Source organism: Klebsiella sp. ME-303, from assembly GCF_007910085.1.
Lineage (GTDB): Bacteria > Pseudomonadota > Gammaproteobacteria > Enterobacterales > Enterobacteriaceae > Klebsiella > Klebsiella michiganensis.
This window is the reverse complement of record NZ_VOJB01000068.1, coordinates 1-12,137: the sequence shown is the minus strand read 5'-3', so window position 1 is coordinate 12,137 and position 12,137 is coordinate 1. Positions and strand designations below refer to the sequence as shown.

Annotated in this window: 13 protein-coding genes; 10 read left to right on the top strand and 3 right to left on the bottom strand. The window is 58.3% G+C overall.

Features of this window, described 5'->3' with window-relative positions; translation table 11 throughout:
* Window positions 1-96: 96 nt before the first annotated feature.
* From uhpT to nepI, 5 genes are all read left to right on the top strand, one after another.
* Complete coding sequence (uhpT, locus tag FQK12_RS09295) at window positions 97-1,488, top strand: hexose-6-phosphate:phosphate antiporter (protein WP_014227315.1); 1,392 nt, start codon at window positions 97-99, stop codon at window positions 1,486-1,488.
* Between the two features lie 448 nt (window positions 1,489-1,936).
* Window positions 1,937-2,389 carry a DUF1198 domain-containing protein gene (locus FQK12_RS09285; RefSeq protein WP_009653860.1) on the top strand — a complete coding sequence of 151 codons (453 nt, stop codon included), beginning with the start codon at window positions 1,937-1,939 and terminating at the stop codon, window positions 2,387-2,389.
* 250 nt (window positions 2,390-2,639) lie between these two features.
* Entirely contained in the window at window positions 2,640-2,981 is a 342-nt protein-coding gene (locus tag FQK12_RS09280) for a type II toxin-antitoxin system RelE/ParE family toxin (RefSeq protein WP_014227314.1), read from the top strand.
* A 9-nt stretch (window positions 2,982-2,990) separates the two neighbouring features.
* Window positions 2,991-3,290 (top strand): helix-turn-helix domain-containing protein, encoded by a 300-nt coding sequence (locus tag FQK12_RS09275; RefSeq protein ID WP_014227313.1) that lies wholly within the window; start codon window positions 2,991-2,993, stop codon window positions 3,288-3,290.
* Between the two features lie 118 nt (window positions 3,291-3,408).
* Window positions 3,409-4,590 (top strand): purine ribonucleoside efflux pump NepI, encoded by a 1,182-nt coding sequence (nepI, locus tag FQK12_RS09270; RefSeq protein WP_014227312.1) that lies wholly within the window; start codon window positions 3,409-3,411, stop codon window positions 4,588-4,590.
* A gap of 32 nt (window positions 4,591-4,622) precedes the next feature.
* Here nepI and phnX read toward each other — a convergent pair whose 3' ends face one another.
* Both phnX and phnW read right to left on the bottom strand, forming a co-directional pair.
* A complete protein-coding gene (gene phnX, locus FQK12_RS09265) occupies window positions 4,623-5,432 on the bottom strand; it encodes a phosphonoacetaldehyde hydrolase (RefSeq protein WP_014227311.1) in 810 nt (269 codons plus the stop codon).
* 9 nt (window positions 5,433-5,441) lie between these two features.
* Window positions 5,442-6,545: a 2-aminoethylphosphonate--pyruvate transaminase gene (gene phnW, locus FQK12_RS09260; RefSeq protein ID WP_014227310.1), complete on the bottom strand. Its 1,104-nt coding sequence runs from the start codon at window positions 6,543-6,545 to the stop codon at window positions 5,442-5,444.
* A 140-nt stretch (window positions 6,546-6,685) separates the two neighbouring features.
* Between phnW and phnR the strand changes: the two genes are divergently transcribed.
* The 5 genes from phnR (at window position 6,686) to phnV (ending at window position 11,445) form a co-directional block, all read left to right on the top strand.
* On the top strand, window positions 6,686-7,405 hold the full coding sequence (gene phnR, locus FQK12_RS09255) for a phosphonate utilization transcriptional regulator PhnR (RefSeq protein ID WP_014227309.1): 720 nt from the start codon (window positions 6,686-6,688) through the stop codon (window positions 7,403-7,405).
* 248 nt (window positions 7,406-7,653) lie between these two features.
* Window positions 7,654-8,667 (top strand): 2-aminoethylphosphonate ABC transporter substrate-binding protein, encoded by a 1,014-nt coding sequence (gene phnS, locus FQK12_RS09250; RefSeq protein ID WP_014227308.1) that lies wholly within the window; start codon window positions 7,654-7,656, stop codon window positions 8,665-8,667.
* Window positions 8,668-8,672: 5 nt separating this feature from the next.
* Window positions 8,673-9,785 carry a 2-aminoethylphosphonate ABC transport system ATP-binding subunit PhnT gene (phnT, locus tag FQK12_RS09245; protein ID WP_014227307.1) on the top strand — a complete coding sequence of 371 codons (1,113 nt, stop codon included), beginning with the start codon at window positions 8,673-8,675 and terminating at the stop codon, window positions 9,783-9,785.
* On the top strand, window positions 9,785-10,645 hold the full coding sequence (gene phnU, locus FQK12_RS09240; RefSeq protein ID WP_004855607.1) for a 2-aminoethylphosphonate ABC transporter permease subunit: 861 nt from the start codon (window positions 9,785-9,787) through the stop codon (window positions 10,643-10,645). Before phnT ends, phnU begins: the two co-directional genes overlap by 1 nt.
* 2 nt (window positions 10,646-10,647) lie before the next feature.
* Window positions 10,648-11,445: a 2-aminoethylphosphonate ABC transport system, membrane component PhnV gene (gene phnV, locus FQK12_RS09235; RefSeq protein ID WP_014227306.1), complete on the top strand. Its 798-nt coding sequence runs from the start codon at window positions 10,648-10,650 to the stop codon at window positions 11,443-11,445.
* A gap of 197 nt (window positions 11,446-11,642) precedes the next feature.
* Here the strand turns inward: phnV and FQK12_RS09230 are convergent.
* Window positions 11,643-12,137: carbohydrate porin (locus FQK12_RS09230; protein ID WP_146295702.1), on the bottom strand; the 495-nt coding region annotated here is incomplete at its 5' end.

Sequence of the window (12,137 nt, the reverse complement as noted above, 5' to 3'; positions counted from 1 at the left end):
GGTTTCGCCTGGACGCTGTCTCAGGCGAGTCTCCCGGCTGATTTTTACAATGCCTGCCATTCGCAGGTACTAAATCAGCTCAGGAGTCACCCAATCATGCTGGCCTTCTTAAACCAGGTGCGTAAGCCAACCCTGGACCTGCCGCTCGAAGCGCGGCGCAAAATGTGGTTCAAACCGTTCATGCAGTCGTATCTGGTGGTTTTCATCGGCTATCTGACCATGTACCTGATCCGCAAAAACTTTAACATCGCGCAGAACGACATGATCTCCACCTACGGGCTGAGCATGACGCAGCTGGGGATGATCGGTCTCGGATTCTCAATCACCTACGGCGTCGGTAAAACGCTGGTTTCTTACTACGCAGACGGTAAGAACACTAAGCAGTTTCTGCCGTTTATGCTGATCCTTTCGGCCATCTGTATGCTTGGCTTCAGCGCCAGCATGGGCGCAGGGTCGACCAGCCTGTTCCTGATGATCGTCTTCTACGCCCTGAGCGGCTTTTTCCAGAGCACCGGCGGCTCATGCAGCTATTCGACTATTACCAAGTGGACGCCCCGCCGTAAACGCGGCACCTTCCTCGGCTTCTGGAATATCTCTCACAACCTCGGCGGCGCCGGCGCGGCGGGCGTAGCGCTGTTTGGCGCCAACTACCTGTTCGACGGCCACGTGATCGGGATGTTTATCTTCCCGTCGATTATCGCGCTGATCGTCGGTTTTATCGGCCTGCGCTTCGGCAGCGACTCCCCGGAATCCTACGGCCTCGGTAACGCCGAAGAGCTGTTTGGCGAAGAGATCAGCGAAGAGGATAAAGAGACGGAAGAGAACGCCATGACCAAATGGCAGATCTTCGTCGAGTACGTACTGAAGAACAAAGTCATCTGGCTGCTGTGCTTCTCCAATATCTTCCTGTACGTGGTGCGCATCGGTATCGACCAGTGGTCCACCGTTTACGCTTTCCAGGAGCTGAAGCTCTCCAAAGAGGTGGCGATTCAGGGCTTTACCCTGTTTGAAGTGGGCGCGCTGGTCGGCACGCTGCTGTGGGGCTGGCTGTCGGATCTGGCAAACGGTCGTCGCGCGCTGGTGGCCTGCATTGCGCTGGCGCTGATTATCGCCACCCTGGGGGTTTATCAGCACGCCAGCAACCAGTACGTTTATCTCGCCTCGCTGTTTGCGCTGGGCTTCCTGGTGTTTGGCCCGCAGCTGCTGATCGGCGTTGCCGCGGTAGGTTTCGTGCCGAAAAAGGCGATTGGCGCTGCCGACGGGATCAAGGGCACCTTCGCCTATCTGATCGGCGACAGCTTCGCCAAGCTGGGCCTCGGGATGATTGCCGACGGTACGCCGATTTTCGGTCTCACCGGCTGGGCGGGCACCTTTGCGGCGCTGGATGCGGCGGCGATTGGCTGCATCTGCCTGATGGCCATCGTTGCGGTGTTTGAAGAACGTAAAATCCGCCGTCAGAAAAAGACGCAAACTTTGCAGACTGCCTGAGTCATTGGGTGTGAGTCACGTTGCCTGGCCCCTGCGCCGGGCTTTTTTATACCTCTTGCCGGGCGGTTTGATGATAGCGAGACGGGGTCGCGATAAGTCACATTCTGGTACCACCGACAGTCGACAGCGGGCAATTTCCCATTATGATAGTGGGGCTGCGGGATACCCTAAATAATTCATGTTGCAGAAAGGCGGCAAGGGAGCGACAAATTCGTCGGGAACGAATTTGACCAGCCGAAGGCTGGCCTCCGGTGAGAGGCAGGAGCCTCTCATTAATCCTCAGGAGCATAGATAACTATGTGACTGAGGTGAACGACAAATCTGCCGGGAGCAGATTTGAACGTCCTGTAACGGCGGCCCGTCAGGGCGAGGCCCATGGATGGGCCGAGTAATCCGTAGCCAACGCATCTGCAGCTTGAAGTATGACGGGTATTGAATGAGAGGATGCATGATCTGGTTAGGACTGGCCACGCTGATAGTGGTATTTGTTGTGGGATTTCGGGTACTTACCTCTGATTCACGCCGTGCGATTCGCCGTCTGAGCGAACGGTTAGGCATTACGCCGGTACCGCTGGAATCGATGATCGATCAGCTGGGAAAAACCGCCGGCAACGAGTATCTGCGCTACCTGGAGCGGCCGAATGAAGCGCATTTGCAAAATGCTGCGCAGGTGCTGCTGATCTGGCAGGTCGCTATCGTCGACGGCAGCGAGCAGAACCTGCACTACTGGTATCGGTTGATGAAAAAGTCCCGCCTCGCGGCGCCGATTACCGAAGCGCAAATCCGCCTGGCACAAGGTTTTCTTCGCGAGCTGGAGCCGGAAGTGAGCGACCTGCACGCTTTGCAGGAGCGCTATAACGCGCTGTTTTTGCCGGAGGATGGCGTCCACTGGCTGCACTGATATCACTTCCCGGTGCACTGTTGGCTTCGTTAAACGTCACGCCGATGAGGCCACCGGTGCATAAGTCATCGTAACAAAGGGCCATCATCTGGCCGTCCTTCCAATGAAATCCTCATTAGCGGGCTGGGCTGGCGACGGCGGCACGTGACAGCAGATTAGCCAATGCGTAAGTCATTTTATAAAGAGGGGTTGCTTTTATAGCTAGTAGGCTATAATTTACTTATAGCTTATTGGCTATGAGGGATCGCTGATGTGGGATGTTGAAACAACGGAGGTTTTTGACAAGTGGTTTGAGGCGCAGACCGAAGCGCTCAAAGAGGATATGCTCGCCGCAATGGTGATCTTATCCGAGTATGGCCCCCGGTTGGGAAGGCCGTTTGCGGATACAGTAAACGATTCTGCCTTTTCGAATATGAAAGAGCTGCGCATTCAGCATCAAGGTAGACCCATCCGAGCTTTCTTTGTATTTGACCCTTCTCGTTGTGGCATCGTGTTATGCGCCGGAGATAAAACAGGGTTAAATGAAAAGAGATTCTATAAAGATATGATCAAGCTTGCAGATGCTGAGTACCGTAAGCACCTTAATCAGTAAGGAAAAAATATGGCGACCCTTAAAGAATTAATGGCCAAACAGAGCCCGGAAAGCCAGGCGCGTATTGCTGAAAAAGTCGAGGAGATGCGCCAGGCTATCGCTTTAAGTATGTTAAGGGAAGAACTCAATATGTCTCAGGCAGAGCTGGCTAAGGCAATGGGCGTTAAACAACCCACCATAGCAAAAATGGAACAGGCTGATAACGACCCGCGTTTGTCAACGCTGAAGCGCTATGTTGCAGCGCTCGGGGGGGAACTCAGTATTGATGTTAAGCTGCCAACCGGTAAGCGAATCGCATTCCATCTTTAATCCTGCGAACCTTGTGTCCGTTGGCGATGCTGGTGAGAAAGTTGTCAAAACGTTAAATTCGTCACATTTAAAATGTTACACTGCGCGGCTTCCCCGTGTTCAACCATGCAGGTAACTTATGACTCCTTCGAATGCCTCTACGCCACAGGCTCATCAGGCGGCGCGACCCAACTGGTCGGCGGTTTTTGCGGTGGCCTTCTGCGTCGCCTGCCTGATTACCGTTGAGTTCCTGCCGGTAAGCCTGCTCACGCCGATGGCGCAGGATTTAGGCATCTCCGAAGGGGTTGCCGGACAGTCGGTCACCACCACGGCGTTCGTGGCGATGTTCGCCAGCCTGTTTATCACCTCGATCATCCGCAGTACCGATCGCCGCTACGTGGTGATTCTGTTTTCGGTTCTGCTGACCCTTTCCTGCCTGCTGGTCTCTTTTGCCAACAGCTTTGCGTTATTGCTGCTCGGCCGCGCCTGCCTCGGGCTGGCGCTGGGCGGCTTTTGGGCGATGTCGGCGTCGCTCACCATGCGGCTGGTGCCGATGCGCGTGGTGCCCAAAGCCCTGTCGGTTATTTTTGGCGCGGTATCAATAGCGCTGGTGATCGCCGCGCCGCTGGGCAGCTTCCTCGGTGGGATTATCGGCTGGCGTAACGTCTTTAACGGCGCCGCGGTGATGGGGGTGGTCTGTACGATTTGGGTGCTGAAGGCGCTGCCGTCTCTGCCGGGCGAGTCGACCTCGGCGCAGCAAAATATGTTCGGCCTGCTAAAGCGCCCCGGCGTGATGGCCGGGATGTGTGCCATTTTTATGGCCTTCGCCGGCCAGTTCGCCTTCTTTACCTATATTCGCCCGGTGTATATGACGCTGGCAGGCTTTGACGTTGACGGCCTGACGCTGGTGCTGTTGAGCTTCGGCATCGCCAGCTTCGTCGGCACCTCGCTCTCTTCGATGCTGCTCAAACGTTCGGTGAAAGCGGCGCTGGCGGTTGCCCCGGTGGTGCTGGCCATCAGCGCGGCGGTGCTGGTACTGTGGGGGGAGAGTAAAATCGTGGCGTCGACGGTTGCCGTTATCTGGGGCTTTGCCTTCGCGTTGATACCGGTTGGCTGGTCAACGTGGATCACCCGCTCCCTGTCCGATCAGGCGGAGAAAGCCGGGTCGATTCAGGTGGCGGTGATCCAGCTGGCCAACACCTGCGGCGCCGCGGTTGGCGGCGTGGCGCTGGATCACCTTGGTCTGCTCTCGCCGCTGGTCCTCTCCGGTACGTTGATGCTGCTGACCGGCCTGCTGGTGGCGACGAAAGTACGAGTGTAATGGGGCCGCAGTCAGGCGAATCGTCAATAAAACTACGGGCGTTCGCCCTGCGCCAGACGACGGTTGATGTCGGCAATCACGCCCGGCAAATCCGCCAGCGTATCCACCACATAGTGCGCACCGGCGGCGTACAGCTTCCCGGCAGCGTGCTCGCGGCGGGCGGCGATCTCTTCGGCGCTCATCTGCTGATATTCCTCCCAGCTGGCGCCGAATTCGTTACCGGAAACCGCCAGACCCACGCTCCACATCCCGGCGTTTAATCCTTCGGTAATGCCGGGAGCGGAATCATCAACCTTGACGCAGTGGGCTACCGAGTCGATGCCGAGGACAATGACGTTCTGTAACGCCATCCACGGGCCTGGCCGTCCCCCGACGGCGAGGTCGTCCGTCGCCACCCAGTGGTCAGGCGCATAGCCCTGCGCGGCGGCGGCCGGCGCCAGCTTTTCCATCACCGGACGCGGATAGCCGGAACAGGAGCCAATTTTTATGCCTTCGGCGCGCAGCGCGGCAATGGTGTCGACAACCCCGGCGATCGGCGCAGAAAAATCGACAACTTTGGCAATCTGCAGCGGCATAAAAGCAGCATAGAACGCGTCGATATCGGCAGCGTTCATCGCCCGGCCAAACTTCGCTTGCCAGCGGGCGTCCACGGCGGGCAGTTTCCCCAGCGCTTCAATATGCTGCCATTTGCCGAGACCCATCGGCACCCTGGCTTCTTCGGGCGTAATCTCCACGGCAAAAGCCTGACGGAAGGCCTCAACGAAAATCTGCGTCGGCGCGAAGGAGCCAAAGTCGACGGTGGTGCCTGCCCAATCAAGAATAACGGCGTTAATACGGTTCATGACGGTTCCTTAGCATTGCCAGTACATGGCGTTTTTGATGGCCGCCAGCAGGGCGGTGATGTCGGCGTCGTACACTTCGCCGATGTTGCCGATACGGAAGCAGTCGCTTTGCGACACCTTGCCCGGATAGATCACGAAACCCTGCTCTTTAAGCCGCTGATAGAAATCCTTAAAGCGATACTGCGGCGCATCCGGGGAGTAAAACGCGGTGATGATCGGCGAGTGCAGGCTATCGTCGAGCAGCGGCTGAAAGCCTAGCGCACGCATTCCCGCCACCAGACGCTGCTGGTTCGTGCTGTAACGCTGATGACGTGCGCGCACGCCGCCTTCCTCCGCCAGCTCCTTCAGCGCCTGGGCAAAAGCCAGCACGGTATGGGTCGGTGAGGTGAAGCGCCACTTGCCGTGGTTATCCTCCATGCAGCGCCACTGGGCGTACAGATCCAGCGACAGCGAGCGCGAGCGGCCCTGGCAGTTTGCCAGTTCCGCCTCCCGGGCAATGACGAAGGCAAAGCCCGGCACACCCTGAATGCATTTGTTGGCGGAGCTGATCAGATAATCGATATTCAGGGCGGCGACGTCCATGGGAATGCCGCCGAAGCTGCTCATGGCATCGACGATGTAGCGTTTGTCGTACCGTTTCGCCAGCGCGGCGACCTCTTCGATCGGGTTGAGCATGCCGGTCGTGGTTTCGCTATGCACCATGGCGATATGGGTGATCGCCGGGTCGGTTTGCAGGATCCGTTCGATCGCCGCCGCGTCCGGCCGCGCCACTTCGCCGCAGTCGTAGGGATGGTGCGCAATGCACATCAGTTTCGCCATCTCGATCATGCGCGCGCCGTAGGCGCCGTTGCTGATAATCAGCACTTTCCCCTGCGCGCCGATCGCGCTACCGAGTACCGCTTCAACCGCGTAGCTGCCGCTGCCTTGCAGCAGCACTGAGGTGTAGCCGTTAGCGGGCGTCGCCAGTTCCACCAGCCGTTGGCGAATGACCTGAACGACGCCGAGATTGTAGTCGTCGTCCCAGGTACAGCTATCGAACAGCATCGCCTCTTTTACCGTACGGGAAGTGGTTAGCGGTCCGGGCGTCAGCAGCAGATAATTACGCGAAGTCATTGTTTTCACCATTTGGTCTATACCAGATGTTTTTTATAATGGCGATCGTGCCCCGAAAAGGTCAAAGGGAAAGTAGCGCTGCAACAAAAAATTCATCTGGTTATGTATAATGAGCGCATCAAATTTGGCCGCGAGCGAACATGAAATCACCCTCTGGCGAGACGCCACAGTATCTGCTGATCAAGGCGCAGCTTCAGGCGCGTATTCAAAACGGCGCGTTGAAGAGCGGCGATAAGCTGCCGTCCGAGCGCGAGCTGTGCGCGCTGTTCAACACCACGCGTATTACGGTGCGTGAGAGCCTGGCGCAGCTTGAGTCCAGCGGCGTGATTTATCGCGCCGACCGCCGCGGCTGGTTTGTTACGCCGGAGCGCTTGTGGTTGGATCCGACGCAGAATACCAACTTCCACAAGCTGTGCCTGGAACAGGGGCGGGAGCCGAAAACGGTACTGCTCGACGGGCGTCTGGTCACCGTTCCGCTGGACGTTATGGCGCCGCTGGCGCTGCAGCCATTCGATCAGGTTTACCTGCTCACCCGTCTGCGTTATGCCGACGGGCGGGCGATTTGCTACTGTGAAAACCACTGTCTGCCCGCCAGGGTTCCGGAGCTGCTGCGCCACGATTTAAACGGCAGCCTGACCGAGATTTATCAGACCCGCTATGACCTGATATATACCAGTATGCATCTGTCGTTCTGGCCCACCTCGATGCCGCCCCAGGCCGCCGACGCCCTGGGGGTGATGGAAGGGCGTCCGGCGCTGCTCTTGCGCCGCCTCAACTACGATCAGCACGGGCGAATTCTCGATTACGATATTGAGTACTGGCGCCACGACAGCCTGCGTATTGAAGTCGATACCCATTGATTTTATTGGTCCAGCCCGAGCGTTTTCCCGGGTTGCGGCTGGCGCCTTACCCGGGCTACGGGTTTACCGCCGTTTGCGGACGGGTAGCCCGGACAGGCGCGTCAAGCGCCGCCTCCGGGAGGGGGGTCTTCTGCTCCGGCGTCATCCTTTCGCCACACTTCATTCATCGTTTTGTCATAAACCCCCGGTAGCGTGAAAAACAATCTGGTCTATACCAGAATGACTAACTACCCGATGAGGCATATACGATGAAACTCTCCCGACTTGCCCTGCTGTCCCTGTTCGCGCTGACCAGCTCTCCGGTATGGGCAGATGGCATCGTCACGGTTTACTCCGCTGACGGCCTGCACGATGGTGATAACAGCTGGTACCAGCACCAGTTCGCCGCTTTCACCAAAGCAACGGGCATCAAGGTGCAGTACGTGGAAGGCGGTTCCGGGGCGATTGTTGAACGCCTGGCAAAAGAGCGCACCAACCCTCAGGCCGATGTGCTGGTGACGGTGCCGCCGTTTATCCAGCGTGCCGCGAAAGAACAGCTGTTGGCCGAATTTCAGCCGCAGGACAGCGCCCGGATCCCGGGCGTACACGACCGCTACTCGCCGCTGGTGAATAACTATCTGACCTTTATCTATAACAGTAAGCTGCTGAAAACCGCGCCGGCCAGCTGGCAGGATTTGCTCGATAGCCGCTTCAGGAACAAACTGCAGTACTCGACGCCGGGGCAGGCGGGTGACGGTACGGCGGTCATGCTACAGGCGTTTCACAGCATGGGGAGCAAAGAGGCGGGGTTCGATTATCTCGGTAAGCTCCAGGCCAATAACGTTGGTCCGTCTGCTTCCACCGGTAAGTTGACCGCGCTGGTCAATAAAGGCGAGCTGTACATCGCTAACGGCGATCTGCAAATGAACCTGTCGCAGATGGCGCGTAACCCGAATGTGCAAATCTTCTGGCCAGCGGACGCGCAAGGCGAACGCAGCGCGCTGGCGCTGCCCTATACCATCGGCCTGGTGCAGAACGGTCCGAACGGCGAAAACGGTAAAAAGCTGATTAACTTCCTGCTCGATAAATCCGCTCAGTCCAGCGTCAGCGCGCTCTCCTGGGGTCTGCCGGTGCGCAGCGACGTGACGCCGGAAGACGCTAACTTTAAAGCGGCGAAAGCGGCGCTTAACGGCGTGAAAAGCTGGGAACCCAACTGGGACGACGTTGCGGTTTCGCTGTCGGCGGATATTGCCCGCTGGCATAAAGTGACGGACAGCGAGTAAGCGTGATGTTAATGAAAACGACCGTTGCCCCAACCCCGTCGCTGGCGGGGACGTCCGGAATTACTCTCGACGCGCTGCGCGTTTCTTATCACGGCAACGTGGTGCTGAAGCCGCTGACATTAACCATTGAGCCCGGTGAGGTGCTGGCGCTGATCGGCCCTTCGGGATCCGGGAAAACCACGGTGCTGCGGGCGATAGCCGGTTTTGTGCAGCCTGCCGGTGGTCGAATTTTGCTTGGCGACACGGATATTACCCACCTGCCGCCGTATCAACGCGGCCTTGGTATGGTGGTTCAAAACTACGCCCTGTTTCCGCACATGAAGGTAGAAGATAACGTCGCCTTCGGCCTGCGGGCGCAGAAGCAGCCCAAAGCGCAGATCGCTGAACGGGTTCAGGAAGCCCTGAAAATCGTCGGCATGGCGGATTACGCCAGCCGCTATCCGCACCAGCTTTCCGGCGGCCAGCAGCAGCGAGTCGCGATTGCCCGCGCCATCGCCGTGCGTCCGCGGGTATTGCTGCTTGATGAGCCGCTCTCGGCGCTGGATGCGCAAATCCGTCACAACATGGTGGAGGAAATTGCCCGTCTGCACCGTGAACTGCCGGAGCTGACCATTCTCTACGTCACCCACGATCAGACCGAAGCCCTGACCCTGGCGGACAAGATTGGCATCATGAAAGACGGCTCGCTCATTGCCCACGGCGAAACCCATCAGCTTTACCACTATCCGCCTAATCGTTTTAGCGCCGAGTTTCTCGGACGTGCCAATATCCTGCAGGCGACGGCGCTGACAGATACCGCGGGACCTGGCCTGGTCAGCGTCAGCTGCGGCGGCGGATTGATCGCCGCGTTCAGCCGCGGCGGCCAGCATGGCAACAATAAGCTGCTGTGTATTCGCCCGCAGCATATGAGTCTCGCGCCGCGATCGGCCACCAGCAACCGGCTGAACGCCATCCTGACCTCCGTGCACTGGCAGGGCGATTTGACCCATCTGCTATGCGACGTGGCGGGGGAGGCGGTGCGTATCGTGATGACCCACGTGAATCCGCTGCCGCGTGCGGGCGACAGGCTGGCGCTCTATTTTGAACCCAACGATGCGGTCCTGATTGAGGTGTCATAATGTCGCAGATCTTAACGCTCCCGCGTCGCTCTGTTCATCTGCGGCCCTTACTGTGGCTGCTGCCGCCGCTGCTGGTGCTGGCGACCCTGTTTTTCTACCCGCTGCTGCTCATCGGCGAACAGGCGCTGCGCGATACCGAGGGTCATCTGGGCCTCGAAACCTTCTGGCAGGTGGTGGAGTCCCGGCGCTTTCTCAGCGCATTGCTCAATACCTTGCAAATCGCGGTTATCGCGACATCAGGCTGTCTGCTGCTCGGCAGCGTGCTGGCGCTGATTCTGGTGTTTATCCCGTTTCCCGGTAGCCAGCTGATTAGCCGGATAATTGATACCTTTATTGCGCTGCCGACCTTTCTCATCACCCTGGCTTTCACCTTTATTTACGGCTCCGCCGGTCTGCTGAACGGAACGCTGATGTCGCTGTTTGCTTTTGAACTGCCGCCGGTGGATTTTCTCTATTCGATTCAGGGGGTCATACTGGCGGAAATGACCGTCTTCACCCCTCTGGTGATGCGCCCGCTGATGGCCGGGCTGCGGCAGATTGATAAAAGCCAGCTTGAAGCGGCGAGCATCCTCGGCGCGCATCCGCTGCGGGTCATCGGCCAGGTGATTTTTCCGGCGGTGCTGCCGGCGCTAATGGCGGGCGGCAGCCTGTGTCTGCTGTTGACCACCAACGAGTTCGGCATCGTGCTGTTTATCGGCGCCAAAGGGGTAAATACTCTACCGATGATGGTCTACAGCAAGGCTATTCTCGAGTCGGACTACAGCGTCGCCTGCATGATTGCGCTGATTAATATTCTGCTGTCGCTGGGGCTGTTTATGCTCTATCGGCTGGCCGCCGCGCGTACCGGCGTGAGGAGCTAACGATGTTGATTTGGTCGCGTAAAGGCCGTACGGCGGCGGGAGCGCTGGCGGTGACGCTGTTTGCCGGGTTTTTCTTCCTGCCGCTGGCGGTGATTTTGATGTCCAGCCTGAGCCAGCAGTGGAACGGCCTGCTGCCGTCCGGCTTTACCTTCGGACACTTTGTTAACGCGTTTCGCGGCGCCGCGTGGGATGCGCTCTTTTCCAGCCTGATGGTCGGGTTTTGCGCCAGCCTGTTCGCTCTGCTGTGCGGCATGTGGGCTGCGCTGTCCCTGCGGCAGTACGGTGCGAAGCTGCAAAAATACCTTGGGCTGATGTTCTATCTGCCAAGCGCCATCCCATCCGTTTCTGTGGGTCTTGGCATTCTGGTGGCCTTCAGCCAGGGACCGCTGCAGATGAACGGCACCTTTTGGATCGTTCTGGCGGCGCACTTCGTGCTGATTTCCGCGTTTACCTTCAGCAACGTTTCCACCGGTCTGGCGCGGATTTCCGCCGATATTGAAAACGTCGCCTCCAGCCTCGGGGCATCGCCGTGGTATCGCCTGCGCTACGTTACGCTGCCGCTGATGACGCCGTGGATGATTTCAGCACTGGCGTTAAGCCTGTCGCTGTCGATGGGGGAGCTGGGCGCGACGGTGATGATTTACCCGCCGGGCTGGACAACGCTGCCGGTGACGATTTTCAGCCTGACCGATCGCGGCAATATTGCCGATGGTTCGGCGCTGACCATCGTGCTGGTGGGCGTCACGCTGCTGCTGATGATTAAGCTTGAACGCATCGCTCGCCGGATGAGCCAGAGGTGATCTCCGGCTCCTTTTGCAAACCACCTAAGCCAGTGGTAGCCGGGGTAAGGCGTTACGCCGCAACCCGGGGAATGCGCCGGGATGAATATATCGATGCGGCTTCTTCCCGGCTCGCGCTGCGCTTAGCCGGGCTACAGGTTACGATCTGATAGCCCGGATCGGGCTCTGACACCGCGACCCGGGGCGATTTCACTCTCTTAGAACCACGCCTCAAACATACCGCCAAGGTTTAACGAATCCAGCTGCTCGTCTTTGGTGCCGTTAACCTTCGCGGTGCGCTTGTTATCCACCTGGCCGCCGGTCACGTAGAAGCGCAGCATCGGGCGGAACTCCGGCCCCATACCGATGGCGATGTTCTGCGACAGCGTCAGCTTCCAGCCGTGGTTATCGCCGCCCTGGTCGTAATCGACGCGCTGGTAGCCCGCTTCCAGCCAGGTGGAGTGCACATCGTTCCAGAAGTACATCGGACGGACAATGGCGCCGTAGTTTTTACGGTTATCGGTGTTGTCCTTGCCGTTGTCATAGTCGTGGAAGGCCAGCAGATATTCGATCTGCGCCTGCCGGGTAAATTTATGCAGCCCTTCAAAGCTGGCGTAAATCGCGGTCAGGTCATCGGTTTTGTTGTAGACGCTGTTATCCGAGTTATCGGAGTAGCGCAGGATCACTTTATTGACGCCGCTGTCGTTGGTGTG